Source organism: Gottfriedia sp. S16(2024) (assembly GCF_050473765.1).
Classification (GTDB): domain Bacteria; phylum Bacillota; class Bacilli; order Bacillales; family Bacillaceae_G; genus Gottfriedia.
This window is the reverse complement of record NZ_JBFLUO010000001.1, coordinates 1-25840: the sequence shown is the minus strand read 5'-3', so window position 1 is coordinate 25840 and position 25840 is coordinate 1. Positions and strand designations below refer to the sequence as shown.

Genomic DNA, 25840 nt, shown 5'->3' with positions numbered 1-25840 from the left:
ACATATAGTTCAGTAACAATTTCAAATAAAATCTCAGTTCTACTTTTTGTTTTAAGTGGTTGTTTCATAAAAGCAGAAAATTTGGTACAATTATATTACCGCCAAAATTGGAAGGAATAACCAAATGAAAACTGTAGGATATATACTTCGAACAACTAGACGTAGTAATAACAAGAAGATGATTGACATTGCAAATGAAGTTGGCGTATCTGAGGCGTACATTTCCGATATCGAAAGAAATAAAAGAGTTCCAGCAAATGATGAGCTCATGGAAAAACTAGCGATTGCATACGAGATTGAACGAAAAACACTCTTCTTACAGTACGGTAAGTTACCATCTGATGTGATCAATGAAATCGCCGGAAATGAATATTTAGCTAGTTTCTTGTTTGAGATAACGAAACAAGGTGTCACTAGAGAGGAAAAAATCTATCACTGTGATAAGCTTCGAATGTTTTTATAACGCAACAACAAACGCCCTGCCTCTTCGGAAGCGGGGCGCTATTTTTGTTTATCCGAAACGCTAATCGCCGACTCTCGCACAAATCCGCCCTCAATCCGCAACGCAATCGTCCCTATCCAACGGTCCATATTCGGCACCATTTCAACTCCGTCCAACTTGCACGAAAAGTAACGGACATGAACGGACTCAGCCGTATCTTTTGTCACGACATGACACGCAAGTATATTCGTCAAGCGCTTCATCGCGTCCTCTTTTCGCATTCCGTAAATTTCTCGTTTAATACACGCTTCATAGTAATTTTTTAGCGGAAACATAACGCTCGCCTCCTAACGATATTGTAGCGCGTTTTCCTATAATATAACAAAAATAAAACCTCTGAAAAAGTCAGAGGCCTTTAATTATTTAACTATGATACTCGCGTTTGAAACCTTAATATACTGACCGGCTTTAAGCGTGATGTATTTTTCGCCTTCAAAATTATCGTTAGTTACAATATCGGTTAAATTGTGGTAACTAGACTTAGCTACTTCAACATACCCCGTTCCATCGGCTGATACTTTATATTCGCCCGGTTGAATGTGAAGTCCTACTTTATAAGTGCCTTCTCCTAACTTACCGTTTTTAGGTTCTAATTTAGGAGCTTTAGCGATTGGGTAAGCTTTTGATCCTTTAAACTCAAAATATTGACCGGATTTAACACTTACGATTGCGTTCGTAGTAAAGTTATCATTTGAGATAATACTTTCTAACTTACCGGTACTATCTTTAGAAACTTGGAAGTAGCCTATTCCGTTTGAAATTAGAACGTACTCTCCGGGCTGAATGTCGCTACCTACTTTGTACATACCAGATTTAATTGAGTTATCGACTTTCTTAGGTGTGGCAACTTTCTTAGGTTTCTCTTTTTTTATCGTTTCTTTCTTTACTTCTTCTTTAGGTTTAGTCGAAGCCGTATCAGTATCGTTAAATGCGTTAACAAATCCTATGAATAGAAATACCGCGATTAACCAAACCCACCATTTTTTATAAAAAGGTTTTTTCATTTTTTCATTCCTCCATTTATTAATCTAATCTAACTATATTCTATAAATTGGATAAAATATCCTTTTTATTTAAAGCGCGTTCTGCAATTCTTGCCAATGGCGTCCGTAAATCCTCGCGTGGCGTTTCGTTAAGAAGGAGTTATCGTAAGGCTTAGCGCAAGGGGGCGCCATTTGTACGAGGAATGCGTGAGCAGGGGAGCCGTTAACACGAACTATATTGATAGCGGTATGTTTCGGAATCCTCATCGCATCCTCGACGGTAAATGTCGGCGCTAATCGTTCACTTGCGAGTTCAAACGTGCGCTTATGATCGTTAGCGAAAAGGAACTGATTGATTCCGCCAGCGATTAAGTTTTCTTGCAGTGATGCCGGCAATTTGTTCCAATGATGGAACGCGAACAGGCTACCGAGTCTTTCCTTACGTCCTTGCGTTGCGATACGGCTCATAAAGTCCGCCATTCCTTCGGTCATAAACTGCTCCGGCTCGTTAAATATTACGAAGCATCCGTTTTCCTGTTCCTGCTTCGCCATTAACATACGCGTCATCCACGTTTTAATAATAAGCCAATGCGTTAAAACCTTCGCAGCAGCTTCGCCAATTTTTCGAATAGGAATTCTAACGATTATAACTTTTCCTTCCGTCATCCATTTAGCGAAATCTAATTCCGGTAGAGGTGATTGAGCGAAAATATCGAATAAAGTATCGCTTCCGAAGAAGTCGTCTAAGCGGTTCAATACCGGGTCAGCTTTATTTCCGATTGACGGTCCAGTATCGCCTTTTTCATCTTTCGTCGGTAAGTTCGTTCCCCACGATAACAATTCGTCTGCTAATCGCCAATTACCTTCGTCTTGTAATTCTGCTATACGTCTAAAGCGGTAATCTTCGTTTTCGATAATTCGCTTGATATTATATAACGAACCTTGACTCGCTTTTGCTGCGGTACGTAATATCCGTTTAGCTACGATATGACCGTCAAGTTTCAGCAAGTTAATAATTTCGTCAGCAAAACGGTCGGAGCCTGCGCGGCCTAACTTCGTAACGACTTCCGTTAAATCAAGCGGAATTTTGTACGTCTCATCGTTTAAATCGAGATCAATTATTTTATCTGCGGGCAAAGAGTCGCGAATCCCATCGGCTAATCCTCGGTCGCCTTCCTCGACAATAACGTCTGGAATAACGAAACTTATATTATGCTTCGTATTACTTTCAACTACGAAATTCTGTAGCGCCGTATCTTTTCCCATTCCTTGCGCGCCGATAAACGCATAGCCTCGGTAAAAGTCATCCGGATTCTTGTACGGCAAGTAAATCGGAACTTTGCGGTCTTTAACTTCACTAACTCCGAGGTAAATGCCCGTCGTATCCTGCAATGCCTTCGGAATATCCGTTTCGACGTTAACCTTAACGCTCATAGCATCGGCATACTTGCGTTGAATCTCCTGCGTTGGCATTTGTAACGCTAGCTTCGACATTTCATCCGTTGAAATCAGGTTAACGTTTCCGTCTAGCTTCGTTTTATTCGAAAGGGTTAGCGTATTCAACTCGGAGATAACTTCCTTCTGACGCGCTTTGATACGTATTTTAACGCCGTGTAGTTCGTTATTTTCGGCGATTTCGTTAAAGGCTAACGCTAGAGTCTCGCCCATCGTTTCGCGTGTTAGACGGTCATTAGAATGCGATACAACGCGTATGCGCGATTTGAATACGGGTTGATTCGCTTTTTCGCGAGTAGTGGCGGAGAGAGTGCGCGAGCTAATTTCGTCCTCTAGCGAATAGGCTTTCGGAATAACCTTCGACTTTTTATACTTTTCCTCCGACTTAAAGAATACGTTCGTGAACGCTTGGAAGGTATCCGTGATTAAGTCGTTAATTTCGTTGAGGATGCCGGCAATTCCTATCTTCGAAGCGTTCACGATTTTCTTAGCGTTAAGATCAGCACGCTGCGGAACTTTACCTTTGCCGATTTTCTCAAACGCCCAGCTTGCGTTTTTAATCCATTTATTGCGATTTTCTGCTTCGTTACATATCGAAAGGCGAGCGAAGTCTCCGTCGAATTGCAACTCGTCAACCGTGTTCAGAATGCCGGCGATTGGCGTCTTCGTGTCCGTTGAGTTCGTATTCATCGAGAATAAATCGTGCTTCAAATAACGCAACTCTTGAACGATAGTATTCTCGGAAGGTACACGCAAGTCCTCAACATTCGCTTCCTTTATCGTAACGTGCATTTTATTTTCAAGTTTGCGTTTTAATTTCTGCGCTTGGTATTCGGAAGTGCTTACGTAGAACTCGACTTTTTTCTGACCGTTAACTTGACGGAAAATAATGTCGTACCAAAACGTATCCTTTTCGCGATATCTTAACTTAAAGCCATCGCGTTCTAATCGGCTGCCTATACCTTCATACATTTCGTACATTTTAAAAATTGTCCTCCATAATCGCTTCGTATTATTCGTTACGTTAGAATGCGGAATAATTCGATAAGTGACCATCTTATTGCGCTCTACTTCAAAAAAGTCGTTCCATTTAATCGTCTCAATTTTCGCCTTCCAAACGTTAGACCACGACTTCGTGCCGCGTGGCTTTTCCGATGGCTTGCCGTCATTATATAAAGCAGGATAATAATTCGTTCTAACTTGCGGAAGATAATCGCTACTTCCGTTATTTCGCATGACTTCGTAGTTATCGTTACTCATGCCGTAAGCCTCCTTAGTTATACGTAAGATATCCGACTGCAGCAATGAAAGCTGCGGCAAATCCGCCTATCGTACGCTTAACCCATTTCGTATCAACTATCGAAAATAACATAATACTTAGCGCTGAGATTAGCGCTAGATAACCGACCATATCCGGCAATGCCCACGTAAACCAATCATGAAATTCGTGCATTTTAACGGAGCACCAATGCGATAAGTCCGTCGCCAGGTGATTCATAAATTTATCGACTGCGTTATCTTTAACGCCATTTGCGCCATGAACGTCCTTAAATCGTTCCCATAACGCACCGCCTATCGAATTGTTTCCGGAGTTTGCTACGAGATGATCAAAAGTAGAAGTAGGGTCGATAAAGTGTCCGTTTGGCGCTTGAATTCCGAAATGTAAGTGCGGGCCCGTCGAATGTCCGGTATTTCCGGATAATCCGATGAATGAGCCGTCGTGAACGTACGTGCCTTTCTGAACGCGAATTTTACTCATGTGTCCGTAGATATAAAAGTTACCGTCGTTTCCTTTAATGATTACGCCTTTTCCGATATTGTTATGACCGTAATCGACTACGCGTTGGACCACACCTTCGCAAATAGAACGGAGCTCAGTGCCTTCGGGCATTGCGATATCGATTCCGGTATGAGGACGTCCGTCGCGTACTGGCGATAACTCGCCAAATGCGCCACTTAATCGAAATTTCATCGTCAATACCCCCAAATACTGTTAATTTTATCCGTAACTTTCGCGGTGATATTTTTAGTTTTAATAGCGGCTTTTTTCGTATTCTTTAGCACCTTTTTAATTTTTGATTTCGATTTCTTTGGCGTTGTTTTTCTTCTAGCCATTTCGAACACCCCTATTTTTTATTTTTTACAGTTTTAACCGTTCTGACTACCGCCTGATATGACATTTTCCCAACTTCATAACCTGTGTATCCAAAAGCTGCGTAATACGCTCCGTAAGCTAAAATCGATACTGTATAACCTAAAATTATCATTTCAATTCCTCCTTATAATGGTTACTCATTTAAATTCCTTTTAAAAAGTCGCGAATGTCGATCGCGTGTCTCGCTAAAACATATCCGCAGCATACTCCGATAATAATCTCGATGGCCTTCGTACGATGTCCTAGCGCCCAACTTGCGCCTGCGAAAATGATTACTAATACTACGCCGGCATCGAACGCCTTCATCAATGCGCCATGAACATTTCCGAAAGTTGCGTCAGCACTCGCAGCTAATACCGTTTCCATCGATATCACTCGATAGGCTAACCCGGAAGCAGATATGATGCCTATTACGTCTTTAACCGCCTCTTTGACCGTTTGAGGCTTGCGCTTGGGTAACGTCAGCTTCGCCTTTCTCGGCGTTTTGTATGCTCCGGACATAAAGTCGTTAAAGTTAATCGTAGTTGTTTTCGCCATGATGACGACCTCCTAAAAATATTTAATCGGTGAAAATAAAATTATCCAAAAACAGATCATAATAAAATCGATAATACTCATACTAATCGTAGGATTGTTTTGTTTATTTAAAAATTCTTTTATCGTATAACTCTTAGTTTTCACGGCAATCATTTCCTTTTCGTTTTAATTTCGTAAACTTCGCATAAACGGGCGAAAGAGGGTAATACTAATTTTAACTTAAATAAAGGAGTGATTTTAATGCATGTAGTATTAGGATTAATTGGCGGAGCTATTATCGGAGGAATATCGGTTTTATTAGGACTTTAAACATTCGTTTTAACTATTCGGTTTAAATACTTGTGGTGCTGACGACTTTCCTTGTTGTTGGCGCTTTTTTAATTGATCGATTTTAGATTCCGGCTTAACTTCTTTTTTAACTACGGCAGGCTTTTCGACTGACTCCGGCTCCTTCGCTAATTGCTTCGCCTGGATATCCGCCATAATTAATTTCTTAACATAACCGGAAAAGTTGCGACGTTTGACCGCCTTCAAAATAATTTCGTCATCCTTATTCGTAATATTAAAGGAAACGGACTTCACAAATTTGTTTCCCATTCGAATCCCTCCCGTTAGATTTTCGGTATTATCGGTAATAGCGCTAAGGTGATAAAAAACCGCCAATCAGGCGGTATTACTTTTCTTCGAAGCTAACTTAGCGGCTACGCTTTACGCTATTAGCTTATGCGCCAACTTTCCGAAAGTTGCGTGTCCTTGAGAAGCCTTACGTAAAACTTTCGTAATCAATTTTATCGTCATCAAATTCCGGAGTCTGCTGATATGTTTGCGTAGCTTTCGGTGGCGCATAACTTCCGTCCATATCTCGTTGAATTAATCGCTTCACATACACGGAAAAGCTACTGAATTTCGTTAAATGCGCCAGCATCGACAACTCAATCGGATCACTTGCGTTAAATGATACGGACTTAATCACGCGCGCCTTCATCGGCCTATCTTCTTACATATGCGATAGAATCCGATTGCGTTGGCATATATAGGCGATAACTCTCCGGCCGATAAACTCGCTGGTTTTAGAATGTTGATGTTAAGTTCGTCGCAGAGTAACTCCGCAAATTTCTCGTGACTTCCTCCAACGATATAAATCTTATCTTTTTTATTCCAACGATTATCGACGAATGCTACGATTGCTTTCGCTAGCGCTTCGTGATCGTTCGTTTTTTCTGTTCCGAAGTTTAACGTATTTGAATCACGGTCAATAAATCGATTTTCTCGAATTGTAGCGAAGTTAACAGTTCCGGACCCTATATCGATTATCCGAACAATTTCCTCGTAAAATTGAAGAGAAAAGTAAGCGGAAGCGCCCTCAGCTGCAACGGAACACTTAGCGATATGGAACGTTTTTTCTGCGCCGTTAACCTTGATTGAGTGCGTTCCTTCTATTATATGGCGCAATTTCGATTTCTCGTCCGGCGTGTGCATCTTAATCGGCTGGCCTACGACAACGTTTACGGAAATGATTTCGGAGTAATCCGTTTTGTAAGCGAGGAACAACGCCGTCAAGACGCGGAGTAACGTTTCCTCTTTGACCTTCGATAAGCCGCCAGTTTGACGGATCATATCGCTCTCATACTTCGCTAGTGTTCCCATAAAATACCGTTTATTGCGGAATACGACGTCTAAATCGTAGGCTCCGTGTTTGTTTTCTAATTTGCGGTCGCGAGCTTCGCCAATGCATGACGGAAAAGAGAAGACTCCGCCATCGTACGCCACTTTCGTTCCGTCGTTGCCTGCGTCAATTCCGATAAAATTATCCATTCGAAAACCTCCTCGTTAATTCGGTAATACATACGTAATACCAAACCGCCGTTTTTCATCTAGCGGTAATACATATGTATGACGGAGCGTTCCGATTATTGCGTGTACCGTTAAAATTAGCGTCAAATTAGCGTTAATTTCGTTAATGGGACGTTAGATATTCGAGAAGGATTAGGACGCTATATGGACGGTTAAAACGTGCGAGAAGGGTACGTCTAGGTTATCGGTCAACTTCCGCCGATATTTGCGTAGAAATGAACGATAAACTTCCGAGTAAGTAACGGAGCCATTCCGAAAAATTACTTTACTAAAATACGTATTCTTTGTTAAACTAATCGTATAGCGGTCAAGATTTTCGCGAAAGAACGGTAGTGAACGCCGTACTCAATCGATGAAATTTGCGTGAAATGAACGAATAGAACAAGCGCGGATTTATTATTTTCAAATAGCGGTCGGGGGTTCGAATCCCTCTCAGGACGTCCAAAAGAACGTAATCAGACGTTGATATAACACGCTTTTCCATCGATTAGGTATTCGGTCATAACGCCGTTCCACCGGTAAATTTACGTGAAATATACGTAATAAATACTCGTTGAACTTTCCGTGAAATGATCGCAAAACTTATCGGTAGGGAGCGTGTTTTTTCGTGTCTAAAAGAAAAGGTATATTCGATATTTCCGCATTGGACGGGGTATCGCTCGGTAAAAGTAGCGCAAATAAGGCGTCGAAGTCAACGGTCAAGGGAACGGCGTTAACGGATGTAAAAACGCCAATAGTAGCGCCAGTTGATGACGTTAAAATAGCGGACGCATTAAAGTCGATCACGCGTCAAATGGAAATCATGGGATACCGCGAGCGAACGATTAGCGACTACAATTTGCACGTTAATCATTTTGCGGAAACAGTCGGCGTAGAAAGTTTATCGGAAATCGATAACGATAAAATACTGGACTGGCTTTCGGCGATGGACGTAAGTAATCAGACGAAGCTGACGCGCTTAAAATGTCTGAAGGCGTTCTTAACGCGTTGTTTAGATAACGGATGGTTTAAGACGAAGTTCTGGAAAACCGTTACCGTAAAAGTTGATAGCGAAGTAAAAGTCGGAGCCGAGGAGAAGGACGTCGATATTCTACTTTCGATGCTAGACTTAACGGATTACGTAGAGCTGCGCGACGCAATCGCCATATTAGTTATGTATCAATGCGGACTCCGAATCAAAACGTTATCTCTATTAGAAGAAAAGCATATCGACGTCGAGCGTAGAGAGCTCCGTTTAAGTGGCGACATTTTAAAGAACCGTAAGGAACTGATTTTACCGTTAGAGGAATATACGGCGCAGCTACTTGCGGTATTAATTCAACAGAACGCAGTAGTCCGCCGAGAATACGCTAAGAAAAATAATTACGTATTTGTAACGATGTTTGGCGACTGCGTGATCAACGGAACGAATAACGCTTTGCAACGTAGGTTAAAGAAGTACGCCGATACTTACGGCCTGAAGAACATTAATCCTCACGCGCTTAGACGGGGATTTGCGATGCGATTACGCAATAAAGGAGCGGACATACTCCTTATATCAAAAGCGCTAGGGCATAGCGATTTAGCGGTAACGACGAAGTATCTCGGAATGGAAAAAGAAGAAGTATCGAATGAATTACGAAAGTTTTTATAGGGATTCGGAAGGGCTCGCCAAAAATGGCGGGTCTTTTTTTGTGCGCGGAAAAGTTGCGCGAAGTTGTGAATTAGCGTGGCATAAGAAGTAAGAGCACAAAAAGTGCGCGACTTTACTCCCTTCCGCGTCATAAGAAGTAAGGGCGTTAGTCCAGTAATAAATCTACACTACCGAATATAAAAGATACGGAGGTGAAATAGGTGGGAGAGTATGAGGCATATATAAGATCAGGTGAGACGCGAACAGGTTTCTCGATAATGTTCCACGAATTGTTCGATTTATATCATCCGTACATTGGCGATAAGGCTACGATGTACTACTTATTTTTATTACGGTACCGAAACAACGAAAAGGCTAGCGATAATATGGGTAAATCTTGGAAGGGTAGAAGCGGAATTATCGAAAAGTTTCAGTTGTCATTCTCGACGCTACCTGTCCTTGATGCAATTCTCGAAGCTAGCGGACTAGTATCGTTAGAGTACAAACCAAGCGGAAGAGGTCGCGATAAAATTATTTATATCGTACATGATCCGAAGGAGCGTCAACAATTCCGAGAAATTGAATCGCAGATTGAAGAAAGGCTACGTAAGGTTATCGAGAAACACGGTAATATCGGAAAGCTTTTAGGTAAAGAAAAAGGGTCAAAGTTATCAGCCTGAAGATTATCTCTACTGTACGGTAGATATTAACCTTCGTCAGCGTATATGAAAAAGAATACCTTTAAAAAGAATTATTTAAAAAGATTAAAAGATGGCAATAATTTCGTTTCACTACATTATCGCTATCTATTATATAACTTCGATAATATCGCTAATAAGTGATTATCGATAATAAATAGGAGGAATTAATATGGCGCTAAATATTAATATAACGGAAGACATTAAAATCATATCCGATACTCATAACGTAATTGTTCAACGCAAACACATCGTAGATCCTACGAAATCACCGAATTGGGCGAAATTAGAAGCGAAAGGTGCTTCGTCAGCATTACGCGAAGAATGGCGCGACGTTTCGTATCATCCATCGGTAGAGCAAGCGGTTAAAAGTATTATGTGCAAAAAGGTTAATAGCTCAGACGCAACTAGTTTAACAGAAGTCTTGGACGAAATTAAACGATTTGAGACAGAATTGTCGGCGATATTAAAGCGCTAGAGCCCGTCAGGTATAAAGTGTCACGGCGCACTTAAAACGGCTAATTCGCCGTCAAAATTAACGAAATCAAAACGGAGGTAATACGATGACAAACGAAACCCTAAACGAAAGCACTTTCGCAAACTTCAGACGCGAGCTTCAAACGCTAAACTACGTAGAGCTCAATGTGTTAATGAGCGATATCGTGCTCGAAATCAAAAAGCGCTCATATAACGAAGGAATGGTCAAGGCGATGACGAGCGGAATCTCGGCGGAAGCAATCGCGCCAGTCGGAACGCCAATTCAATCGGAACAAGAAATCCGCGATGAAATTATCGAGAAGGCTAAACGCGATGTGGCGGAGTTGGAAAAGAACGCGGAAAGCGAGTTAAATAACGGAATTGAAGACGGTAACTTTACTTACCGACAAAGAATTAACGTAATTAAGTTCGTTATTAACAAGGAGAAAAGAACGGTCGTTGCACTAGTCTGCGCGAAAATAAATCCGAAATTAATACGCGAAAAAGGAATCGCCAAGTGCGACCCATCCGACTGCTTCAACGCTCACATCGGCAAGGCAATCGCGCTACGACGAGCACTAGGACTCGAAGTCCCGTCGGAATACCTAACCGCCCCACAGCCGACAGAAGCCCGCACAGGCGACGTTGTACGTAGTCTGATGAGCGGAAAGGAAGGCGAAGTAGTGGCGAAGAAAAAAGACCGTCCCGTAATTGCAGACGAAAATGGTACGTACTACACACTCGGACATTCGGCATGGAATATCGTTGACGACTCGCGTGAAGGGAATGCGGAAGGAGGCGACGCAAATGGCGAAGGCTAAAACGCATTACAACGAAATCCCAACGGATCAATGGTCCGCAAATCACCTGCGCGATTATCTCTACGCCAAGCACGAAGAGCACTTAGGCGTCAAGTACGTCGCAAGGAATTTCGCAGTCGATACGCGAATGCTGAAGAACTTCGTGAGCGCGTATGGTGTGACGGTGGCTAAGCGTTTTATCGACGTATGCTTGGCGAATTACACACCTACGGCAAACTATCCCGGAACTAACTTCGCTTTTATACAGACGTATATGAAGGAGCGCTACTTGCCGCAGTGTTTGAAGGCGGAGGTAATGGCGGAGCGAGTTGCGGAAGTTGATAACGAAATTGATGCGGATTGGCTATGAAAGGATTTCTTACGGGAGTTATCGCAAGTGTTACGTTATGGGTTATATTAGCGTGGCTCGTAACGAGATAACGGAAGGGAGGAGAAAGTGATGGGCATATTTACAGTAGTCGGAATTATGGCGGTTGGATTCTTTAGTGTGGTCGGGCTTGCGGTAGTTGTCGGTGGCTTTGCGAAGTATTTGAAAGGTGAAAAATAAGGAGGCGTTAATTATTACGATATTAGAATGTTTGGCTATCGTAGGAATTAGTAGTTTAGTCGTTGTTTATGTAAAGCTACTTTGTATATGGATTGAGAAGGGTTACGAATGAATGATAGATAAAATTGTATTTTCATTAGCGGGAATAACTTTTTTCATAGCGTTATCTCAGGTGGGTTATATGACTTATCTATATTACAAGGAGATGAAGAAAAGTGACTGAAAAAGAATGGTTTGAGAATATTAAAAAATCAGTTGAATATGACATGATTCATAACGATGGTTTAATGTTAAGTGTTTCTTTGAAAGAAATGCAGTGGTTAATTAGCAAAGTTTATGAAGTAGACCATTTTAAGAAAAGAGATAAAGATCATAGAATATGGCTTGAGTTCCAAGATAAAACATTGAGAGAAATAGCAAAAGAAGGTATTGGGTATGGTCAAAAGATAGCCAGAGAAACTTTAGAGGGATTTCGAATCGGAAGTAATATTGAAAACAACAAATTTAGGTTAAAAGTTCGAAAAATGAAGTGTGTAGAGTGTGACACTATATCACTTGTTGAATTTAAACAACCACAAGAAACTATGTATTTTTGTCCTATCTGTATGGAACGAATGGAGGATACGGAAGACATTACGGTGATTCAAGATTAGTGTACTCTACGACTAAATAACGAACTTAACGAAAGGGTGATCGAATGAACCACGCTAACAAATGCTTACTAGCGCAACGCTGCTCGCTAGCCAACTCGGAATCCTGCTCGCCATCTTGCGGACACTTCGTCAGAATGCACGGCTTCAGCGGAACAGGCGGGCGGTCTGGCTCGGCAGGAGTACCGGCAGACTATCGAATGCTTACGTTAAAGAACTCGCCAGCTCGCGAAGAACAGGCGAAGATTTACGCCACGCTCGATAAATACGTCGCTACTTTTGAGCGAATGTTTGACGAAGGTGGTGAACGGATTAAATCGCTATATCTATGGAGCGAAAGTCCAGGCAACGGCAAGACGACGACGGCAACGGCACTACTTAACGAATGGATTATCGCAAATTACCTCGGCAGTTTGAAGCACGGTAGGCAGGCGCTTCAGACTCCGGCAGTATTCCTTGATACTAACTCGTTTCAGACCGATTACAACCTCGCAACAATGACGAACAGTGAAGCGGAAATGGCGAAGATTAAGGCGACTATTCAACGTACACAAACGGCTCCATTCGCAGTCCTTGATGATATCGGTGTAAGGTCGGCAAGTGAAGCGTTTAGGTCGTATGTCCACGCGATAGTTAATTATCGGACGACTAACGGACTACCCACTATTTTCACTAGCAACCTACCTATCGAGGAAATGGCGGTCGTTTTCGACGCAAGGTTGTACGATAGGATGCGTGATCAGTGCGGAATTCTGAAATTCGAAGGCAAATCGAAACGGGGGATACGTAAATGATGGATATTCAAAAAGCGTTGGTTCATATCGGAGCATGCGAAAGTTATAAGGAATCTGCGGAGGCAATTGTCAAAGGTCTCGTAACTTTAAACGGTAAACGTATCGATTGTTATTGGAAAAGACTTCGCGGAGGTTATTACGCCATTAACGTAAAGGAAAAAGGGTTGTTCCGATTTAATGTACGAAGTGGAAAAGTCGGAAATGTTAAAAGGGGGTTTAAGCAATGAATCAAATCAACGTTTATATAAATGCGGAATATTCATTTAGTTATGAGGATACGGTTATTCCACGCAAAGGAGATTCGGTTACTTTATCTGGGATTTACGGAAAGGATTACGAAACAGTAGGAGGTCGTTACTACGTTAAGGAAGTTGAGTTCGAGTTATACGGAGGATTGGACATTTCTCGAAGAATAAACGTTTATCTGAGGGAATTAGAATGAGCGCGCCTTTCAATTTCGGCGACTTAGTTAAGGTCGTCGGCTATCATCCGAGAATATTCCGTATTGACGGCTACCACGTCGACACCTGGCATTATCCTGACGAAGTTTGGACTGAGACCGTTTTCGACCTTGTTGACGCTTATACTGGGCTTGATTTTATAGAAGCTGAGCACGAAGATTTAACGTTAGTAGTACGCGCAGACGAAGCTGACGAATATCTAGCGAAGAATCCTGCGCCTGCTCCGTTTAAGAATGAAAATAGTACGGATTGGTCAAAAATCGCAAAGGAGGCGTTTAGTATGGCGAAGCAAGAACGACAACCAACGGCTAGAGAATTATCAGCGAAGGAAGCAGAACAACGCAAGGCAGCGCGTAAGCAGAAAGCGGAAAAGATTGATAACTTGCTAGATATGCGAAATTGGTATGCGGATCAATTTGCGAAGACGGCTGACGTTGAGTATTGCGATAGGGTGTTTGCGATGGACTGCGAGTTGAAGAAGTTAACGGAGACGGATTAATGGAAGCGGAAATTAAGGCGTTGATAGAACGGAAGGAAAACTTTCCGCGTACGTATGACGTTGAATTGCACCGCGAATACTTGGCGATTGAGGCGGAGTTAGACGACTTGATATTCCGGTATTTGCGGAGTAGTGGCGTCGGCAGTAACGAGGAGAGCTACGAGTTAATTCGGAAATTGATTAAGGAACAAAACAAGGAGGAATGAAAAATGGGCGTAGATTTTTATGCGTGTAATAATTGTGGAGATACTTTCCCGGATTGTGGAGATTTTACAGGTTGTGAATGCGGCACTAGATGGTGTTGTGATGAATGTGCAGAAACAGAAGGATATAGACACGAAGAAGATGGATATACTCCGCCTGGTTCAGAATGGGAACAAGAAACAAGTTGTAACTTTTGTAGAAATGAAGATTTCGAGGATTATGATTTACTGACTTTTGCAATAGGTAAGCTTGGTTTATCAAGAGAAGATTTAATTAAATTGTATACAGAAAACAATCAATAGAAAGTCGCAACACTACCCGTTCAAATTTTTACGCACCTACTACGATACTATTAAAATAAGAAGAAGGCGGTGAGCTATCCGATGAACTACGGAACTCTATTATTATCGAAAGTTATCGAGACGAACGATCCCCAGGCGCTAACACGTTTGGGAGTCGATGAGTCGCATTTCCCTACGAAAACCGAACGCCAAGTTTATCGCTTTATTAAAAGTTATTCCGACACTAACCGCAATCAAGCTCCGTCATATGCGACGGTTGCTTCGGAAATTCCCGAATATACGTTCGTGCCGGAAGTAAGCGACTCGTACGACTATCTAACGCGCAAGCTAAAGGGATTCGCCGCAAAGATAGCGTTAAAAGAGCATTTCGAAGGCGAATTTACTCGAAACTTTTCCGCAGAGGACGACGGAAATAAAATAATTGACGACTTGATTTCGGAGCTACAATCGGTTAAACTAAGAACAAGCGTTCGTAATAAAACGGGAACGAATTTGAAAACGGATTACAACGGATTCTTAACCGAGTACGATTCGCGCAAGTCCGGACAGTCGTTCAAGATTTGGCGCAGCAAGTTTCCGTCGATTAATGCGCAGATTGGCGGATACCTAAGCGGAAATTTATATACGTGGTTTGGGCGATCAGGTCGCGGTAAGTCGGTATTCACGATGGAAGAAGCGCTAGAGTCCGCAATGCAAGGCGCAAGGGTTTTAGTATGGGCGATGGAGATGTCGGAGTTCGAATGGATTGCCCGCGCAGTCTCCTCGCTTAGCGCCCGAGTGTTCGGCGATTCGAAAGTGATTGACGGCGTTAATTACGAGGTTGGCTTCGAGAATAAGGCGTTATTGATGGGGCGACTGGGCAGCGCAGAAGAAGAGGAAAAACTACGCGATTTCTTCGTCATCTTAAATGAAGCGCTACCTGGCGAGATAATATTGCGCTCTGCCGACCACGACGACTTTTATCAGCGCGGAGTTGCGCAGCTTGAAGCGGACATTATCGAAACGAAAGCGGATGTCGTAGTAGTTGATCCGTTCTATTATATGGATTACGAAGCAAATACGTCTAAGACCTCCGGAGGGGACGCTTCGAATACGTCGATGAAAATACGCCGAATAGCCGGGCAAACAAAAGCGGTGATTCACGTAATTACACAAGCGGACGAGACGACCGAGGAAGTTATCGATGGCGTGCGTGAAATCAAACCGCCGAAGCGTGCGGAGATTAAGAAAACGAAGGCCGTGCTAGAGGATGCGGTTAATACTTTCGGAATCGATACGTCAGACGGGCGCGGCATTATCGCAATCGGTAAAGGAAGGAATGGCGGAGAGGGAGCGGAAGTAGAAGTAACGTATCTGCCGAATTTCGGTATCGTGAAAGAGCTGCAGATGGACGAAACGTCGCTATCGCAATTCAATTTCTAACGAAATAATTTTCCCCATTGTATTACGAATTTTACGATAGTATAATAGAATATTACGGTAATATTACCCAAGTATTTCCAATATTAAGCAAAAGTTAATTACGCGTTAAGTGTTTGTTAACGACACATTAAGGAATTATGTTGTTTTAACCAATAAAAGGTAATACAATTAAAAGGAGGTTGTACGTATATGGCGATTATCAAAATTCGAAGCCAGCCGATCGACGTAAATGTCCGATATGAGCTCGAACAGTTTCCGTGGATTAACGGCAAGTGGTCCGGTGGGAAGTTATTAGCGCCAAGCCCGTTTCGCTACGATAAAACTCCGTCCTTCTTCGTCAGTCTCGACGGCGATTATGCGGGAGCGTGGAAGGATAGCGGTGCGTACGACGCAGAGTACGAAAGCGGCAACTTTACTACTTTGTTAGCGTACTTGCGGAACGAAACGACGGAAGAGACGGAAGAATACCTGCTCCACGCTTATAAAACGGACTACTCCGACGGCATAAAATTAAATTTTCCCAATTTACGATTAGCGGAAAATATGCGATACTTAGACCGTAGTGTGTTAGTGTGTTACGCCTATCGCCACCGATATCTCGAAACTAGGGGAATTAGCGAAGCCGTTCAGCGTTATAATAAAATCGGTTACGATCGTAGTAGGCAGGCGATTGTGATTCCGTGGTTTGCAGCGAACGGTCAGCTAGCGAATATTAAGTATCGGAGTATTCGAGGTAAGACGTTTTGGTACGAAAAAGGTGCCGTCCCTATCCGAGACTTAGTATGGGGGATTCACCGCGCTAGGCCTACGACGGTCCTATGCGAAGCTGAAATCGATGCGATGTCGTGGCAAATGGCGGGCTATTCTGCGATAGCGGTCGGCGGTGCCTCATTTAACGATAAGAAGCGCGATTTGATTATCCGAAGCAATATAGAAGAGTTGATCATCGCGACTGATAACGATAAGATGGGCGCAAAGTTGCGTGAAGAGGTTACGAAAAGTTTAAACGGATACGTGCGGGTTAGGCAGGCGCATGTGGCAACCGTTAAAGATGTAAACGAAATACTTATTAAGGGCGGTGGCGTTGCGAAGTTAAAGGAAATGGCGGAGAAAGCGGAAAGTAGCGGAGGCTTGCGCTTGAAAATTCGTTAATTAACGTACTGGCTGCCGAGGTAAGACTTACGCTAGCTGCGCTTGTTCTTACCTTCCGGTATCCATTCGTAAAGATCATCGATAGAACATCCTAGAGCCGAGGCGATTTTCTTAGCGCTGTCTATGTACATGCCGTGTTTGCCGCGGTTCTTTATTTTATCGTTGATGTATCCTTTACTCATACCGGTTCTTGCCGAGAGTTCTTGTTGCGTCATGCCTTTTGCGTCAAGTAACTCCTGAATGCGGCATTTACCTACTTTGTACGTAATAAACACCTCCAATACGGTGATGCAACTTAATATTACCATATTTTGTAAATTTCTTCAAAAATATTTTTAATTGTTCTCTTTACAAGCGATAACGCGTATAGTATTATTAAAGTACAGATAAGCGATAACGCGTACAGAGGAGGAAATTATATGGTGAAAAATACAACAGAAATACTTGATTCTATTATAGGAGCTCAGGAAGCTTCTGAAATTTGGGGTTTAGCACCCGCATATATAAAGGATTTATGTGCTAAAGGGGAAATAAAAGCTAAGAAGATAGGGAAAACTTGGGTAATTGATAAAAACCAAGAAAATCCTAGGAAGTTAAAATAGTTAATTTGTATTTTTGTTTTTGCATCTAAATAGAAGGAGGGAATTCATAAATGATTTTAGTGGCTACAGAAATCGAAGAAACGTTGGACATCTTGGAAACTAAGATAACATGGCAAGATATCGCAAAAGCTGCAGGTTTAACAAAGGGGGCACTTTCCCATTTTAAGAACGGATCAGAAATGAAATTTCCAGCTCTTTTAAAAATTGCAAGATTTATTTACAACAACGATTACATAAGCAAGTTTAAGCGCTGGTGCTTGAGATTTAACCAACCTAAAAATGTTTGTTACGCTTTAGATTATCTAGCGGTAAACAGGCAAGTTGATGAACTAGACGAACTAATCGATAAAGTAAACAAAGAACGGCAAAGCGATCAAAAGTTAATAGAATGGGCAAAAGGCTACTCGATTTTGTCGTCTTATTTAAAAGGTAATAATCCTGAAGAAGTTCTTAATCAGTTACGCTCGTTTTCACCAAAAACAATTGAAATGAAGATTCTTTCTTTAAATACAGAGTTTTGGTGTAGAAATAAAATGAGAGAATACAGCATTATGGCTTCACTTATCAAAGGGTTGGATATTACGATTAATGAAATAGAAGATACATACATCAGAGAGTCTTATACAATGCAGTTGAAAGACTGTTTAGCTTTTGTTAACTTGTATAAGTTTAATAACATAGAATTGGCAAGAAAATATGCAAACGAAATAATTTCTTCGGATTTTAGCGCGACTTTCACAGCCAACGCGGCATACTTATTAGGAATGTCGTACTTGTTTGAAGATTACGACTTATGCTTGGGTAACATCCTAAGATATCGAGGACTGTTAGAAGAAACTGGAAGGTTAGCCGAATTAAAAGTAGTGGACGAAAATGATATACCGTTCATTAAAAACATTTGGAATAAACATTCCCAACAGCCCGAAACAAACGACATTTCCGAAAAAGCACATTACGAGGCGATTACGGGGAATAATGAATTAGCCTTAGAATTAATTAATAAAGCAATTGACGAAAGTGGTGTAAGTGGGTTTAAATTATATTACAAAGCTTTAGCAACAGGTGATAAAACCCTTTTTATGCAATCGTTAATATTCTTTATTAGTAAAAAAGGTGATAAGTTCTTCGCTAATTTACCTTACAGCCATTTGAAGGATGATCCGGAATATACACAAATGGCAAACTTACTATTCAACGACTAAAAAGGAGACGATGAGGGATGAAAAAAAATATGTTATATAGTTTAGCAGGTTTAGCTGTTTTAGTAACGCTAGTGTTTGGTTTATCAGCAGCAGCTTCAGCAAATACATTAGATTCAGCATCAACACCAGGCGGTATGTCAACAAGCGCAGTTGTAGATCCAGGCACAGGCGGACGATAATAGAATAATAAAACCCAAGCATACTTTACTGAAGGGCTACTCAGCTCTTCTTTTTTTATGTTCATTAGAAAAAGTTTAGTGATTTTTAATTTTAATAAAATACTAAACTTTTCAAATTCTTCCAATTTACAATGCTATATTCTATTTAAGCGATACGTTACTTAACGAACTTTACGAAACTTAAAAAAGTTTTTGAAAAAAGTGCGCGAAGTTAAAAGCGGTCGCGGCATAGTAAATGAGGAGGAGATAAAATGAAAGAATTAACTAAAGATTTTATTAACGGCAAAGTATTTCTTTATTTAGAAAAAGGGATCGAGGATGACTTTTCAGATTTTTATAAAGAACTAAAAAACGAGTATCAATCTAAGTTGCGATACTGGAGTAAAAATACTTTCATGGCAAATATGCACGATATTCAAGAATTATTCGACGATACAGTATTCAATGTCATGAACGTCATTAAGAAAGACGGAGGCGACTTCGTAAAACTCTTCCAGCTACGATTAGTTAGCCGATACAAATCGCTCTTACGGAAATTGATCGTACGAAGAGCTCACGAAGATTACGATTTTGATAAAAGCTCGGCTGACCCGGAGGCGGCAACTTTCGAATTAGCGGACGATTTCAATCTCGAAGAAAAAGTTATCACGGATTTAACCGGAAAGAAAAAAGCCGACCAGCGGCAACTGATCGACTCTTTCTTAGACGGTGCGGATGCAGATACGACGGCAATCGTAAACGCGTTCCTTACTCATCCGAAACCAACAGCGACGGCAATCGCGAAGGAATTAGGAGTTCACCACTCTAAAGTTTTACGCAATTTCGAAAGGCTTGGCGGCACATTCGATTACAAACAATTCGGCGATTACCGAGACTATTTGTTTGCGATATAGTTCGGAGGTAATTAATACAAATAGGCATTATGTACTAATTACGCTTCCTACGTTTATTATACGTTATTTAACAACGTAGTTTCTAGCGTTATTTATCGCAAAAAGCGACTGTAACATTAATTTAAATATTACGGGAAATGTTTCCAAAAATCAACCCCACGGAGGTTTTGACGATGAAAACACGAAATTTGCTTACTTCTAATATACGCGAAAACTGGCGAAATAATACGCATTATGCGAAAAAATTACAGAGACTCAACGCGGATCCTAACCGTTTTTATGACGGACCAACCCACGCTAACGAAGATTACGCAGATAGCGTAAAATTAGGCGCAATCAAAGCGATAAGACTCGGATAAAAGACCGCGGACACAACGGCGAACTAATCTTCGCCCGTCCGTAAATGCTTCGAACAAATAGCGCTAACGTAGCTGAGCCGATAAATAAGGCGGTTTGGCAAACGTTCAGGACTTGGCGTTTTCGAAGCGTCTACGGGCGCAAGCCGTACTCGCGGGTATCCGAGTATTCCTCGCCGTGGAGGGCTTAGAATATCACGGAAAATGTGCGTTACCGATATCCGAAATCACAACCACCTCCTTAATGGGAGCCGATAGATATGGCGTGGGAACCGTATCTACGTCGGCTAGTGATTATTTACTAAAAGTAGTCGCTAGCGGGCGCAGGTTTACCAGCGTTCGAAAATAACTTATATTCCGGAAGGGGATCGATTGAATGACTCAGTACCAAGCAGGCGCAGACGCGCTAAACTCACTAAACGCAACAAACGAAGGGGGCGCAGGCTCTAGCGCAGAATTCGCAAGTTTCAAGAGCGGAACTTCTTATAAGGTTCGCGTAATGGGTACCGCAGATTTAATCCGTTTTTATAGCTACGGAATCTTCAAGAAAGTTAACTCGTTCGTAGCGAAGAATCCATCTGTTAAAAATGCGCGAGGCTTTGCGGAATCAAATTTAACGCCGTGGGATAAAGCATCGAGATACTTTACGGACTTGGCGTTCTCAGCTCGCGACAAAGGTGACGTTAAATCAGAAGAGGAATTCAAGGCGGAAGCAAGTAAGTATCGCGCTAAAGAAAGATTCGCGTTAGGATTCATCAACTTAGAAGACGGCGCGCCAATTATCGTAGATTTATCGAAAAAGCAAGCGCAAGGTGTTCACGCAGTTATTAAAAAGAACGAAAAGAAACTCGGCAAAGTGGCGTTCGAGTTAGAGAAATCCGGCAGTAGTACGAATACAATCGTAATGTTATCGCCGTTATCGCTTGATCCAGACGACGAGGAAGTGACGGACAAAGAACGCGCTAACTTCGCTAAGCATGACGAGTTCGATATGTCACTATTCGAAGGACTGCTTTACGAAGCAGAAGAGAAGGAGCAAATCGAAAACTTAGTCGCAGCAGGCTTCGATATTACGAAAATCGGATTATCAATCGGAGTTAAGGCGGACGATGTAGCGCCAGTAGATAACGACGATTTAGTTGACGATGATCTACCATTTTAACGAAGGGAGTCGGTAATTATGGCACACGAAACCACGATAACTGGCGGTCTTTCCGAAATGGCCGCAACTATTGCGTTAATTGCTAGCGGATGGCAGATTTCGAAGCCTGTCATCCCAGAAGTTTACGATTTAATCGGCAAGCATTCGGAAACTGGCGAGTGCAAAACGTTCCAGGTTAAAACGATTAATCGCCGTCATGATCGCAAAGGTGAGTACGTAATCAGCGGGCGCAAAAGTAACGGCACGAATTATTCGCTTGAAGACTGCGATTACATCGTCGGAGTTGACGGCAACGACGTATATATGACTCCGTGCAAAGGATTCGCGGAATATTGGGCGAGCGAGAGTACGATAGGCAAGCGTTGGGTTAATTTAACGAAAGTTGAGGCGGAAGTCAATGTCGGCTAGTGGTTACGTCTGCAACGCCTGCAACTCGAACATCCCGCAAGGCTTTGCGTTGTACGACGATAAATCCGAAGAATACTTTTGCGACGTAACTTGCTTCGAAACTTGGGCGGAAGATAATTCCGAAGATGTAATCGAATTTTATAAACGGATGAATGTGTCCGACGTTGACCTAGGCGGTGATTAAACGATGCAACTCGAATTAAATATCGGCGGCGATATCGTTAAGAAAACGGACGCCTTAAAGGAAGCCGTTAAGCGAAAGCAAGCCGTAACTGAAACGATAGACGAAGCGTGGCAACGGATTCTATCGATGAAAAACGCAACAGCGGATCAAGAACGGTTGCTGGAAGTAAGACGCGGAATGGCGGAGGGTTTGATAGGCAGAAATCCCTCCGATTCTGCTAAACGATTTAGCAAGGCGGAAGCGCTCCGGTTATATAAGCAACTGGCGGAAAGTCAACGCGAGCAGAAGTTAGCGGATTTAGTTGCGAAGACTCCGAGTAATTACGTATTAGTTGACACGCATGAAAAACTTTGGAAGATGCGCGACGATATTTCAACATCGGAATTAATCGCGTTTGACTGCGAAACATTTGGAGAAAACGGAGGGGCTTTAGACCCGTGGCGCGGCAACGTTGCGGGATTCTCCGTTACAACTAAAAACGCAAGTTATTACGTTCCGATTAAGCATTCCGAAGGTGAACAACTTCATATTCATTCAATCTGCGAATTATGGGACGTATTGGAGAGCGCTAAAATCGTAATGCACAACGCTCCTTTCGACTGTAAATGGATGGAAGTACATTACGGATTAAACTTAACGGACGCTCTTCACGCAGATACTCGAATTATGGCGATGGCACTCGATGAAAACCGTGATCACCGTTTAAAGAACTTGTTAACGGATTGGTTAAAAGAGCCGAGCGATAACTTCGACGAGTTGTTTCCGAATGTTCAATTTAACGAAGTACCGTTAGAAGTAGCGTTACCCTATGCGGCAGGCGATACGGAGAAAACGTTGAAGCTTTACGATTGGATAATGAAGCACTTAAACACGGAAAAGTTGGCGGATATCAAGCGATTAATTTTCGATATTGAAATGCCGGTATGTCGTCAATTTATACGTTCAGACTTACGCGGAATTCGATTTGATACCGAGAAGGCTTCGGAATTAGACGCGAAATTTGAAGTTGAAGAGAAGGAACTTTTAGAAAAAATTACGGGAATTTTCGGCGAAGAAATTAATCTTAATTCTCCAGCGCAACTTAAGCAGAAGTTATTCGTAGATTTAAAACTTACGGACATAGCTAACGGATCAACTGGCGTTAAGATACTGAAAAAGTTAAAACGTGAACATCCGGTAATTCCTTTAATAATGGAATATCGAGGTGTCGGAAAACTTCGTCAAGCATTTACGCAAAAGTTACCGAAGGAAGTTAAGTCTGACGGAAAGATACATCCATGGCATAATTCGTGGGGAGCTGCGACTGGACGATTTACTTGTAAGTCGCCTAACACTCAGCAAATACCGGCGAAACGTCCAGAAGTACGACATCTTTTCCTAGCGACGTCTAGCGACCGTATTCTTGTCTCGATTGACTACAGCCAAATTGAGCTACGAGTTTTAGCGCATATGGCGAATGAGCAAGTATTAATTAAAGCTTTCGAAAATGGGCACGACATTCACTCGACAACTGCAGCGTTAATAAGCGCAGGACAATATAGCTACGAAGATATCGAAAACGGAAAAGACAACGACGGATCAGCCGAGCAAAAGTTTCGTAAGCAAGCGAAGATAGTAAACTTCGGAATTGTATACGGAATGGGCGCAGGCTCACTCGCTGACAACTTAGAAATCAGTAAGAAAGAAGCGCAGAAGATTATCGACGATTACTTCCTCGGTTATCCAGGGATTAAACGTTATATGGATGAGCAACATCGCCTTGTAATGAAGCAAGGTTTTGTAACGGATATATTCGGACGAAAGCGCCGATTGCATAAGGAAATTAAATCGAAGGATATGTTCCGTAAATTTGGAGCGCAAAGGCAAGCGGGTAACTTTCCGATACAGGCTAGCGCAGGATCGATTTTAAAGAAAGCTATCGTTGACCTTAAACCGAAACTAGCGAAACATGATTCCGAAATATTGCTTCAGGTACACGATGAGCTCGTTTTAGACTGTCCGCGAAATATTACGGAAGAAGGTCTTAACGAAATAAGGGAAACGATGGAAAACGCAGTTAAGTTAGTTTGTCCGGTACGCTGCGACGTAGAACTAAATCCGGAAAGATGGCTCGAAAAAGTTAAGAATGACGAATGGTTTAACGAAGAGGAGGACGATTAATTGACAAACATTAACGAAATAGCAACGCAATTTACGGATTTTCTAAATAAATGGCATTCATATCGCGAGCCTTTCGATACGAAGTTAGATATCGCACTGCACGAGGCATATGCGAAAGAAATGCGTAAGTATAAACCGACGGATTTCAAATCGGCACCGTATTTTTCGCCTTCATCGTCCGGATCATCTGACCGCGAGCTTTACGTCAAGGCGTTAAAAATGCCTCGCGATGAGGACGAAGTTAAGCCGTGGCAACGAAGATATACGGCACGAGGAACGGCAGTCGGCGATTGGCTACAACGCGAGATACTTTTAGCGGAGCGACATTACGAAAAGTTTACCGGAGAAAAAGTTCCGTTTAAGATGGCGCGAAATGGCGAAGGTAATCCGTTCTTCGAAGACTTCGTTAAGACGCAGAGGTTCTTCGAACATAACGGACAACGTTTCAGTTTGTTCGGAACCTCGGACGGATTACTCGAATATCTCGACGAAGCAACTGGCGAAATTAAGCGCGTCGGTATCGAAATCAAGAGTAAGCAAACGTCGTACAGCGAAACGGGATTCCAACGTATGAAAGGTCCGAAAGATGACCACGTAAAGCAGGTAACTTGCTACGGATTAATGTACGATATCGACGCGTATCTAATCGTTTACGTCAACTGCAGCGTTAAAGCGTGGTTTATGACGGACGCGGAGCACGAAAAGTCGCCGGACTTCCGAGTGTTTGGCGTAGATATTACGGACGAAATGAAGGCAGGCGTACTCGATAAATTTGCGAATGTGACGCGATGTGTTGCGGAAGGTGTTAAGCCGCCATTAGACCTTGAAAGCTTCCGATTCAATAACTTCAAGCGTAGTTGTGCGGAAAGTGTTGATGCGGAGGAATTGGCGGAAATTCAGTCGCAAGTTGAACGTATGCAACGATCAAGTTTACCGGACTGGAAAAAGCGTGGTTATGCTGAAGCGTTAGAGTATATCGAAAATGTGCGTAGGGAGGCGATTTGATGGGTAGGTCAGTCGATATGAACGTAGGGGATTACGGTAAAATTCGCGAAGAATTAGTCACTGTAGGCGTTAAAGATGAACCTTTTTTAGACGAAATTCTACTCGCATTCGGTCATAAATCAGGTAGCGACTATTTCCTTTTAAATAACGAATATTGGGAGGATTACAATAGTTACTACAATGTTTCAACGTTTATAGATAGGTATTACGGAGTTAAAGATAGCTTTTACGCTTTTCTTCGAAATATGACTGAGGCTACTGCTAATATGTGTATCTATGAAGCTGCTGCAGAGTTGGGCGTTGAATTGCCGGAGTCCGAAGATGACGAGTAAACGCAAGACATACCGCATCTTATCGTTCGACATCTCGCTTTCATCGCCAGGCGTAGCGATAGTCGATATCGCAAACGGCAAGCCGAAGATAATCGCAATGTCCCACGTTAAGACTGACTCGAAACAACCTCATCCTTTGCGGACAGATATCGTCGAGTCATGGCGACATTGTTTATCGCTAAGCATATCGGAAAGGGCTTCGATTACGTGATTCGCGAAGACTTTCACGGAC

The 25840-nt window shown here is 42.3% G+C and carries 36 protein-coding genes; 25 read left to right on the top strand and 11 right to left on the bottom strand.

What is annotated here, in order from left to right:
• Nucleotides 1-124: 124 nt before the first annotated feature.
• Nucleotides 125-463 (top strand): helix-turn-helix domain-containing protein, encoded by a 339-nt coding sequence (locus AB1282_RS00180; protein WP_429898182.1) that lies wholly within the window; start codon nt 125-127, stop codon nt 461-463.
• Between the two features lie 38 nt (nt 464-501).
• Here the strand turns inward: AB1282_RS00180 and AB1282_RS00175 are convergent, their stop codons facing one another.
• From AB1282_RS00175 to AB1282_RS00130, 10 genes are all read right to left on the bottom strand, one after another.
• Nucleotides 502-777 carry a hypothetical protein gene (locus AB1282_RS00175; RefSeq protein ID WP_429898181.1) on the bottom strand — a complete coding sequence of 92 codons (276 nt, stop codon included), beginning with the start codon at nt 775-777 and terminating at the stop codon, nt 502-504.
• 84 nt (nt 778-861) lie between these two features.
• Nucleotides 862-1506 carry a hypothetical protein gene (locus AB1282_RS00170; RefSeq protein ID WP_429898180.1) on the bottom strand — a complete coding sequence of 215 codons (645 nt, stop codon included), beginning with the start codon at nt 1504-1506 and terminating at the stop codon, nt 862-864.
• 69 nt (nt 1507-1575) lie between these two features.
• A complete protein-coding gene (locus AB1282_RS00165) occupies nt 1576-4200 on the bottom strand; it encodes an ATP-binding protein (protein ID WP_429898179.1) in 2625 nt (874 codons plus the stop codon).
• Nucleotides 4201-4213: 13 nt separating this feature from the next.
• Nucleotides 4214-4912, bottom strand: a complete 699-nt coding sequence (locus AB1282_RS00160; RefSeq protein WP_429898178.1) for a M23 family metallopeptidase — start codon at nt 4910-4912, stop codon at nt 4214-4216.
• Nucleotides 4913-4914: 2 nt separating this feature from the next.
• Nucleotides 4915-5055 (bottom strand): hypothetical protein, encoded by a 141-nt coding sequence (locus AB1282_RS00155; protein ID WP_429898177.1) that lies wholly within the window; start codon nt 5053-5055, stop codon nt 4915-4917.
• An 11-nt stretch (nt 5056-5066) separates the two neighbouring features.
• Nucleotides 5067-5207 carry a hypothetical protein gene (locus AB1282_RS00150; RefSeq protein ID WP_429898176.1) on the bottom strand — a complete coding sequence of 47 codons (141 nt, stop codon included), beginning with the start codon at nt 5205-5207 and terminating at the stop codon, nt 5067-5069.
• A gap of 29 nt (nt 5208-5236) precedes the next feature.
• Nucleotides 5237-5632 (bottom strand): thiamine-binding protein, encoded by a 396-nt coding sequence (locus tag AB1282_RS00145; protein ID WP_429898175.1) that lies wholly within the window; start codon nt 5630-5632, stop codon nt 5237-5239.
• Between the two features lie 318 nt (nt 5633-5950).
• Nucleotides 5951-6229: a hypothetical protein gene (locus tag AB1282_RS00140; protein ID WP_429898174.1), complete on the bottom strand. Its 279-nt coding sequence runs from the start codon at nt 6227-6229 to the stop codon at nt 5951-5953.
• Between the two features lie 166 nt (nt 6230-6395).
• Complete coding sequence (locus AB1282_RS00135) at nt 6396-6617, bottom strand: hypothetical protein (RefSeq protein WP_429898173.1); 222 nt, start codon at nt 6615-6617, stop codon at nt 6396-6398.
• Entirely contained in the window at nt 6614-7447 is an 834-nt protein-coding gene (locus AB1282_RS00130; protein WP_429898172.1) for a ParM/StbA family protein, read from the bottom strand. Before AB1282_RS00130 ends, AB1282_RS00135 begins: the two co-directional genes overlap by 4 nt.
• A gap of 646 nt (nt 7448-8093) precedes the next feature.
• Between AB1282_RS00130 and AB1282_RS00125 the strand changes: the two genes are divergently transcribed.
• The 14 genes from AB1282_RS00125 (at nt 8094) to AB1282_RS00060 (ending at nt 17125) form a co-directional block, all read left to right on the top strand.
• A complete protein-coding gene (locus AB1282_RS00125) occupies nt 8094-9119 on the top strand; it encodes a tyrosine-type recombinase/integrase (RefSeq protein WP_429898171.1) in 1026 nt (341 codons plus the stop codon).
• A 200-nt stretch (nt 9120-9319) separates the two neighbouring features.
• Nucleotides 9320-9778 (top strand): hypothetical protein, encoded by a 459-nt coding sequence (locus AB1282_RS00120; RefSeq protein WP_429898170.1) that lies wholly within the window; start codon nt 9320-9322, stop codon nt 9776-9778.
• Between the two features lie 190 nt (nt 9779-9968).
• Nucleotides 9969-10274 (top strand): hypothetical protein, encoded by a 306-nt coding sequence (locus AB1282_RS00115; protein WP_429898169.1) that lies wholly within the window; start codon nt 9969-9971, stop codon nt 10272-10274.
• 85 nt (nt 10275-10359) lie between these two features.
• On the top strand, nt 10360-11094 hold the full coding sequence (locus tag AB1282_RS00110; RefSeq protein ID WP_429898168.1) for a hypothetical protein: 735 nt from the start codon (nt 10360-10362) through the stop codon (nt 11092-11094).
• The gene (locus AB1282_RS00105) at nt 11081-11443 is read left to right on the top strand and encodes a hypothetical protein (RefSeq protein ID WP_429898167.1); all 363 of its coding nucleotides are present in this window, start codon (nt 11081-11083) and stop codon (nt 11441-11443) included. Before AB1282_RS00110 ends, AB1282_RS00105 begins: the two co-directional genes overlap by 14 nt.
• Before the next feature lie 413 nt (nt 11444-11856).
• Nucleotides 11857-12294, top strand: a complete 438-nt coding sequence (locus AB1282_RS00100) for a hypothetical protein (RefSeq protein WP_429898166.1) — start codon at nt 11857-11859, stop codon at nt 12292-12294.
• Between the two features lie 197 nt (nt 12295-12491).
• Nucleotides 12492-13085, top strand: a complete 594-nt coding sequence (locus tag AB1282_RS00095) for an ATP-binding protein (protein WP_429898165.1) — start codon at nt 12492-12494, stop codon at nt 13083-13085.
• Nucleotides 13082-13312: a hypothetical protein gene (locus tag AB1282_RS00090; RefSeq protein ID WP_429898164.1), complete on the top strand. Its 231-nt coding sequence runs from the start codon at nt 13082-13084 to the stop codon at nt 13310-13312. The genes AB1282_RS00095 and AB1282_RS00090 overlap by 4 nt, the downstream gene beginning before the upstream one ends.
• Nucleotides 13309-13527, top strand: coding sequence for a hypothetical protein (locus AB1282_RS00085; RefSeq protein WP_429898163.1), 219 nt, complete (start codon nt 13309-13311; stop codon nt 13525-13527). Before AB1282_RS00090 ends, AB1282_RS00085 begins: the two co-directional genes overlap by 4 nt.
• Nucleotides 13524-14045, top strand: coding sequence for a hypothetical protein (locus tag AB1282_RS00080; RefSeq protein WP_429898162.1), 522 nt, complete (start codon nt 13524-13526; stop codon nt 14043-14045). Before AB1282_RS00085 ends, AB1282_RS00080 begins: the two co-directional genes overlap by 4 nt.
• Nucleotides 14045-14251, top strand: a complete 207-nt coding sequence (locus AB1282_RS00075; RefSeq protein ID WP_429898161.1) for a hypothetical protein — start codon at nt 14045-14047, stop codon at nt 14249-14251. Before AB1282_RS00080 ends, AB1282_RS00075 begins: the two co-directional genes overlap by 1 nt.
• Before the next feature lie 3 nt (nt 14252-14254).
• On the top strand, nt 14255-14551 hold the full coding sequence (locus AB1282_RS00070) for a hypothetical protein (RefSeq protein WP_429898160.1): 297 nt from the start codon (nt 14255-14257) through the stop codon (nt 14549-14551).
• A gap of 81 nt (nt 14552-14632) precedes the next feature.
• The gene (locus AB1282_RS00065) at nt 14633-15973 is read left to right on the top strand and encodes an AAA family ATPase (protein WP_429898159.1); all 1341 of its coding nucleotides are present in this window, start codon (nt 14633-14635) and stop codon (nt 15971-15973) included.
• Nucleotides 15974-16162: 189 nt separating this feature from the next.
• Nucleotides 16163-17125, top strand: coding sequence for a toprim domain-containing protein (locus AB1282_RS00060; RefSeq protein ID WP_429898158.1), 963 nt, complete (start codon nt 16163-16165; stop codon nt 17123-17125).
• Nucleotides 17126-17157: 32 nt separating this feature from the next.
• Here AB1282_RS00060 and AB1282_RS00055 read toward each other — a convergent pair whose 3' ends face one another.
• Nucleotides 17158-17400 carry a helix-turn-helix domain-containing protein gene (locus AB1282_RS00055; protein ID WP_429901034.1) on the bottom strand — a complete coding sequence of 81 codons (243 nt, stop codon included), beginning with the start codon at nt 17398-17400 and terminating at the stop codon, nt 17158-17160.
• A gap of 144 nt (nt 17401-17544) precedes the next feature.
• On the opposite strand from AB1282_RS00055, the gene AB1282_RS00050 reads away from it, so the two are divergent.
• The 10 genes from AB1282_RS00050 (at nt 17545) to AB1282_RS00005 (ending at nt 25608) form a co-directional block, all read left to right on the top strand.
• On the top strand, nt 17545-17727 hold the full coding sequence (locus AB1282_RS00050) for a helix-turn-helix domain-containing protein (protein WP_429898157.1): 183 nt from the start codon (nt 17545-17547) through the stop codon (nt 17725-17727).
• Between the two features lie 50 nt (nt 17728-17777).
• Nucleotides 17778-18929 carry an AimR family lysis-lysogeny pheromone receptor gene (locus tag AB1282_RS00045; protein ID WP_429898156.1) on the top strand — a complete coding sequence of 384 codons (1152 nt, stop codon included), beginning with the start codon at nt 17778-17780 and terminating at the stop codon, nt 18927-18929.
• 17 nt (nt 18930-18946) lie between these two features.
• The gene (locus tag AB1282_RS00040) at nt 18947-19108 is read left to right on the top strand and encodes a hypothetical protein (protein ID WP_429898155.1); all 162 of its coding nucleotides are present in this window, start codon (nt 18947-18949) and stop codon (nt 19106-19108) included.
• A 251-nt stretch (nt 19109-19359) separates the two neighbouring features.
• Entirely contained in the window at nt 19360-20001 is a 642-nt protein-coding gene (locus AB1282_RS00035; RefSeq protein WP_429898154.1) for a sigma-70 family RNA polymerase sigma factor, read from the top strand.
• Between the two features lie 173 nt (nt 20002-20174).
• Nucleotides 20175-20360: a hypothetical protein gene (locus tag AB1282_RS00030; protein WP_429898153.1), complete on the top strand. Its 186-nt coding sequence runs from the start codon at nt 20175-20177 to the stop codon at nt 20358-20360.
• A 373-nt stretch (nt 20361-20733) separates the two neighbouring features.
• Entirely contained in the window at nt 20734-21519 is a 786-nt protein-coding gene (locus AB1282_RS00025) for a hypothetical protein (RefSeq protein WP_429898152.1), read from the top strand.
• Nucleotides 21520-21537: 18 nt separating this feature from the next.
• A complete protein-coding gene (locus AB1282_RS00020; protein WP_429898151.1) occupies nt 21538-21927 on the top strand; it encodes a hypothetical protein in 390 nt (129 codons plus the stop codon).
• Nucleotides 21928-22114: 187 nt separating this feature from the next.
• Nucleotides 22115-24271, top strand: coding sequence for a DNA polymerase (locus AB1282_RS00015; RefSeq protein WP_429898150.1), 2157 nt, complete (start codon nt 22115-22117; stop codon nt 24269-24271).
• Nucleotides 24272-25276, top strand: coding sequence for a hypothetical protein (locus AB1282_RS00010; protein ID WP_429898149.1), 1005 nt, complete (start codon nt 24272-24274; stop codon nt 25274-25276). It abuts the gene before it with no gap.
• Nucleotides 25276-25608, top strand: coding sequence for a hypothetical protein (locus AB1282_RS00005; RefSeq protein WP_429898148.1), 333 nt, complete (start codon nt 25276-25278; stop codon nt 25606-25608). Before AB1282_RS00010 ends, AB1282_RS00005 begins: the two co-directional genes overlap by 1 nt.
• The last annotated feature ends 232 nt before the right edge of the window (nt 25609-25840 follow it).